Origin of the sequence: Marilutibacter aestuarii, assembly GCF_006546775.1 — a bacterium.
GTDB lineage: Bacteria > Pseudomonadota > Gammaproteobacteria > Xanthomonadales > Xanthomonadaceae > Marilutibacter > Marilutibacter aestuarii.
Genome location: NZ_VICE01000104.1, coordinates 1 through 5,325 on the forward strand (window position 1 = coordinate 1; position 5,325 = coordinate 5,325).

The 5,325-nt window shown below is 69.0% G+C and carries 6 protein-coding genes; 2 read left to right on the plus strand and 4 right to left on the minus strand.

Annotated elements, in window-relative coordinates:
* On the plus strand, nt 1–634 hold a 634-nt coding region (locus FKV25_RS11140), incomplete at its 5' end, for a heme biosynthesis protein HemY (protein ID WP_141518879.1).
* Between the two features lie 22 nt (nt 635–656).
* On the opposite strand, the gene FKV25_RS11145 is transcribed toward FKV25_RS11140, so the two are convergent.
* Together FKV25_RS11145 and FKV25_RS11150 are read right to left on the minus strand one after the other, a co-directional pair.
* Nucleotides 657–1,253, minus strand: coding sequence for a lytic murein transglycosylase (locus FKV25_RS11145; RefSeq protein ID WP_141518880.1), 597 nt, complete (start codon nt 1,251–1,253; stop codon nt 657–659).
* A gap of 88 nt (nt 1,254–1,341) precedes the next feature.
* On the minus strand, nt 1,342–2,619 hold the full coding sequence (locus FKV25_RS11150) for an acetyl-CoA C-acetyltransferase (protein WP_141518881.1): 1,278 nt from the start codon (nt 2,617–2,619) through the stop codon (nt 1,342–1,344).
* Between the two features lie 160 nt (nt 2,620–2,779).
* Here FKV25_RS11150 and FKV25_RS11155 point away from each other — a divergent pair, with 160 nt between their 5' ends.
* Entirely contained in the window at nt 2,780–3,700 is a 921-nt protein-coding gene (locus FKV25_RS11155; RefSeq protein ID WP_141518882.1) for a hypothetical protein, read from the plus strand.
* A 30-nt stretch (nt 3,701–3,730) separates the two neighbouring features.
* On the opposite strand, the gene FKV25_RS11160 is transcribed toward FKV25_RS11155, so the two are convergent.
* Nucleotides 3,731–4,723 (minus strand): CPBP family intramembrane glutamic endopeptidase, encoded by a 993-nt coding sequence (locus FKV25_RS11160; protein WP_141518883.1) that lies wholly within the window; start codon nt 4,721–4,723, stop codon nt 3,731–3,733.
* A gap of 15 nt (nt 4,724–4,738) precedes the next feature.
* A partial coding sequence (locus FKV25_RS11165) for a hypothetical protein (protein ID WP_211345421.1) occupies nt 4,739–5,325 on the minus strand: 587 nt, incomplete at its 5' end.

Sequence of the window (5,325 nt, forward strand, 5' to 3'; positions counted from 1 at the left end):
CCAGCAGCAGGCCTTGCCAGCCGCGCGGCTGGAGGCGCTGGAGGCCCGTTGGGCCGAGGCGGGACTGCGCGAAGCGTCCGACGCCAACGTCCTCGCCGACCGCTGGGAAGCCCTGCCCAAACCGCTGCGCAGCGACCCCGCGGCGGTGGCCGCCTATGCCGAGCGCGCCGCCGCGCTGCGCTGGGAAGACGCCGCCGCGCGCAGCGTCGAACAGGCGTTGGACGCACGCTGGAACGACGCACTCGCGCGCCTGTACGGGCGCCTGCCGATCGGCCGCATCGACGAGCGCCTGGGCCACGCCGAACGCTGGCTGCAGGCGCACCCGGCGAGCCCGGGCCTGCTGCTCAGCCTGGCCCGCCTGCATCGCAGCAAGGGCCAATGGTCGCAGGCGGAGGCCTACCTGCACCGCGCGCTCGCCCAGGGCGGCAATGCCGAGGCCTGGGAAGAGCTGGGGCACGGCTTCACCCAGGCCGGCGAGGACACCCGTGCCCGGCAGTGTTACCAGAACGCCTTGCGCGTGGGCCGCGGCGAGGCACCGGTCGACATCCCCGGCCGCGACCTCAAGCAGAAAATCTACGACCAGGCCGCGATCGAGGAACGCGACGAGCACGGCCTGCCGCGCCTGCGGGAATAGGCCCCGCCACCCGGGCAGGGGTTCAGCGCTCCCGGATCGCCTCGTACAGCGCGACAGAGGCGTCGATGGCCCGGTCGTTCGTGATCGGCGCCAGTTCTTCGACCTCTCCGAGGTAGAGGCCGCCGGCCGTGATGATGATCGTGGTGGGCCCGATCACGAGCTGCGGGCCCATGATGCCCAGCGGCGCGGCGGGATCGAACGCGCTGTCCAGGGTCACCACGTAGCCACCCACGGCCTCCGCGCGGGGATCGTCGAAGATCATGCCCATCTCGCGCATGACCGCTTCATCATCGGCCGGGTCCGCGGGCAGGTTGCTGACCGTGATGCCCACGGCGAGCGACCCGCCCTTCACGGCTTCGAAGACGCTGTCGCTCTTGGCGCGCGGCGTCAGCCACGTGCAGCCCACCCCGTAGATGGCCCCGTCGCGATGCTTGCCCTGGCCGCTTTCCGCGTCGTCCACCGGCACCAGCCCATCCACCAGGCCGCCCAGCAGCGCCGCCATTTCATCGCAATCGGGCAGTGCTTCCAGCGACGGGGCTCGCGGCGAAAGCGCCCCGGCGGTTGGTGCCGCGCCGGGGGAATCCGCGCCGCAGGCGCACATCGTGCAGGCGGTGAGCATGACGCCCGCGATCCATCCGGCAGGCCTGCCTGTCCATGCTGTCATCCATCTCGTCCTTGATCGATCCCACGTGCGCGCAGGATACGCGTCAGCGCTCCAGGATCGCCACCACGCCCATGCCGCCGGCCGTGCAGATGGAAACCAGGCAGCGGCCGCCGCCGCGCGCCTTGAGTTCCTTGGCCGCGGTCGCGACGATGCGCGCGCCGGTGGCCGCGAACGGATGCCCGGCGGCGAGCGACGAACCATTGGGGTTGATCTTCTCCGGATCGATCGCGCCCATCGCGCCGTCCAGCCCCAGGCGCGTGCGGCAGTATTCCTCGCTCTCCCAGGCCTTCAGCGTGCACAGCACCTGCGCGGCGAAGGCTTCGTGGATCTCGTAGATGTCGAAGTCCTGCAACGTCAGGCCGTTGCGCTTGAGCATCTCGGGCACTGCCACGGTCGGCGCCATCAGCAGGCCTTCGCCATGCACGAAGTCCACCGCCGCGACCTGGGCGTCGCGCAGGTAGCACAGCACTTCGTGGCCGTTGTCGCGGGCCCAGTCCTCCGAGGCCAGCAGGCAGGCGGAGGCGCCGTCGGTCAGCGGCGTCGAGTTGGCGGCGGTGAGGGTGCCACGACCGGAGACCTTGTCGAAGGCCGGCTTCAGGGTGGCCAGTTTCTCCATCGTGGAGTCGGGCCGCAGGATGTTGTCGCGGGCGACGCCGCGGAACGGCACCACCAGGTCGTCCATGAAGCCGCGCTCGTAGGCCGCGGCCAGCTTCTGGTGGGACGACAGCGCCCAGGCGTCCTGGGCCTCGCGGCTGATGTGCCACTGCTTGGCCATGTCCTCGCAGTGCTGGCCCATGCTCTTGCCGGTGCGCGGCTCGGCGACGCCCGGGAACTCGGGCTTGAGTTCGCGCAGCGAGAAACCCTTGAACGCGGCCAGCTTGCCCTTGACGTCGCGCGCGGCATTGGCCGCGAGCAGGCGCCGGCGCAGCGACTTGCCGTAGACGATCGGCACGTCGGAGGTGGTGTCGGAACCACCGCCGATGCCCGACTCGATCTGCCCGGTGGCGATCTTGTTGCCGATGGTGATGATCGAATCGAGCGAGGTGCCACAGGCGCGCTGCAGGGTGATGCCCGGCGTCAGCGGCGACAGCCCCGAGGACAGCGCGGCCTCGCGGCCGAGGTTCCAGTCGCTGCTGTGCTTGATCACGGCCCCCATTGCCACTTCGCCCAGTTGCCTGCCGTGCAGGCCGAACTTCTCGACCAGCGCGCCGAGCGTGCGCACCGACATGCCGAGGTTGCCGACGTCCGAGTAGGCGGTGTTCTGGCGGCAGAACGGAATGCGGACGCCACCAAGCACGGCGACGGGACGGGTTTGGCGCATCGGGACACCTCTTGGGACGGATGGTCGGGCCGGAGGCACAGCATGCCTTTCACGGCGTGGGGGCATAATGAACATGCGATCGATGCCTCGGCCGGACCGGGGCATCGGCGAGTGTAGCGCCGCCCCCTCCATCGACCAAACGGTACCGTATCTTTCGCCCATGACCGACGCCCCCGACCCCGTCCGCGACGCCGCCCTGGCCCCCCTGCACGTGCTCGGGGCGCTCGCGCTGGAGCTGACCGCGGGTGCCGACGTGGCCCGCGACCGCCTGCCGCAGGGCGACGCGGGGGCGCTGGCCACGCTGATCGCGTCGGACCTGGCCGGCTTCGACCCGGACGCCGCAGCGCTCGACCTGGTCGTGGTCGGCGCGCATTACGACCCGGTGGAACTCCTCCGGCCCGGTTGGCCGCTCCATCGGGAACTGGACGACCTTGCCGCGCGCGCGCCCCGCGACGGCCATGAGGGCGGGCGGGTGATCGCCTTCGGCAGCCACGAAGACCGCCTGCCGGGCGCGCTGTCGCCTTCGGGCGACTATCCCGGCGGCACCCTGCGGCTGGTGCCGTTCGCGCTGTCGGGCCCACCGTCGCGCGTGGCCGCGGTGGGCGACCGCTTCGAGGCCACCCTGATGGAACAGGGCATGGCCAGTGCCGAAACCGCGCTGGAGGCGCAGGTGGCGTTCGGGGTGCGCGTCGAGCACGCGCGCTACCTCACCGTGCACGACCTGGCGGCGATGACCTCGATGCAATACGACCATGCCGGCCTCGGCCCGTTGTGGCCGTTGCTGGAGACCGCGCTGCTTGAACCCGACGGCGAAGCCTGGCTGGATGCCGGCGCCGAACCGCTGGTGCATTACGTTGCCGGCGAAGCCCGCATCGCGCTGTTCCCGCCGCGCGCCTGGCACGCGCGCTATGCCCCGGACGAACCCTGCGATACCGAGGATTGCCGCGAGCGGCTGGAACGCCAGTACCAGCACTTCCAGGGCCGGCAGCGGCAGTTCGCCGCGGTCCTGGGCGCACACGGGGTGGCGGTCAATTTCGTGCACTGCGAGGACGCCGCGGGGGCGCGCGACGCCCTCGCCTGACACCACTGCACACGCCGCGGAAACCACGCATCAGACGCAGGCCAGGTAGAGCTCGACCACCAGGTTCAACAGGAAGTGGGCGACCATGCATGCCAGCAGCGATCCGGTGCGGATCCGGACCAGTCCCAGGTACAGACCGGTCATCAAGTAGTACCCGAACGTCAGCACCGTGAATTCCAGCGACCCGTTGTCGATCGCCTTGGGGTGGAACAGGGTGAACGCGAGGCTGCTGACCCACAGCACTGCGTTCGGGCTGAACCACTTGCGCAGCCATTCGAATGCCCAGCCCCGGAAGATCATCTCCTCGCACACGGGCGCAACCAGCAAGGGCATCAACAGGAAGAAAGGCCGCCATTCCGCCGCCGAGCAGGCCTGGCTGAATGCGTTGCCGACAAAGGCACTCATGTGCCCTGCAAAATAGGGAAGCGTCAACGGAAGCACGAGCGCCGGAGCGAGCCAGGCCAAGTTGCGATACTTGAACAGACGCCCCGGCCGGTAGACACGCCAACCACCGACCCATGCAACCAAGAGCAGGGCCAGCAGGGCGTAGCTGATGTTGTCGCCCACGAACACCAGCGGCAACCACGCTGACGGGAACAGCGTGTGTCCGGCGCTGCTGTACTCGGTGGCCCACGACACCCGCTGTTGCGCACCTGGCTGCGTCGCCAGAAAGCCCGGGACGGTGATGGGATCCATCCCGCGGTACACGAGTGTGCATTTCATGCGTCGTCCGTGCATCTGGCCCGTCACCGGATGCTGGTCGGAAAGGCGCCTGCAGTCGTGTGCGACGACCCTCTCACGCAGCAGATCCGGAACCGTGATTGCCTGCCCCGGTGCAATCGGGTCGCTCGCGAACGAGACCTCCGCGGTGGACCAGGAATACGGCATCACATAGGGACCGACGGTATCAACAATGCCGGTATAAGCCCAGGTGACCAGCACCAGCATCGCTATCGCCAGCATCTGCCCGGAGCGGAAACGCGGGGCCGGGCCGGCCCCGCGCCGATGCAGCGCATGCGTCATCTTTCGAGCGCCGCGTTACGACCCGCTGCCGTCGGGCGGCTGCTCGGGGCTATGGAATGCGCACTCGACCTTGGCGTTCCTCCCACAGGCATCACCGTTGTCGATACTGACCACACGCCCCCCTGCGCTCCGGCACATGGCGATCTCGGTACTGTTGTTCCGATAGGCGAGCTCCTTGCCCAGAGTGCACTCCTTTGAAGCAACGTCCCTCTCGTCCGGCGTCGGACCGCCACCATCTCCGGGAATCACGACAATCGGCCGATCCACGATCCTCATGAAGACTTCGCAGACCGCCCTGACCCTGGCCGGACTGCGCGGGCATACCCCGGTCTTCCGAGCTTCGGCGATCGCAATATCCAAGGCGTAGCGATTCTCCGCTACCTCGGTCGCTGAAAGCGTGCCCTGATAGGCACGTCGGGTATCGGAGTACACGTACTTGTAAGTATCGCGCTCCATGATCGCGGCGCCCGTATAGCGGCCGCCACGGATGGTGTCCACGGTATAGGCGCGTGCACCTACAACGAGCGTCCCGGGAACCGGGACGACCTGGGTGGAAATCACCTCACGCCCGTCGGGCGGAAGTTCGGGAGATGGCGGGGGGG

Excerpts from the sequence above, each read along its gene's own strand:
- FKV25_RS11145 (WP_141518880.1), bottom strand. The coding sequence starts at position 1,253 with ATGCTCACCGCCTGCACGATGTGCGCCTGCGGCGCGGATTCCCCCGGC.
- FKV25_RS11150 (WP_141518881.1), bottom strand. The coding sequence starts at position 2,619 with ATGCGCCAAACCCGTCCCGTCGCCGTGCTTGGTGGCGTCCGCATTCCG.
- FKV25_RS11155 (WP_141518882.1), top strand. The coding sequence starts at position 2,780 with ATGACCGACGCCCCCGACCCCGTCCGCGACGCCGCCCTGGCCCCCCTG.
- FKV25_RS11160 (WP_141518883.1), bottom strand. The coding sequence starts at position 4,723 with ATGACGCATGCGCTGCATCGGCGCGGGGCCGGCCCGGCCCCGCGTTTC.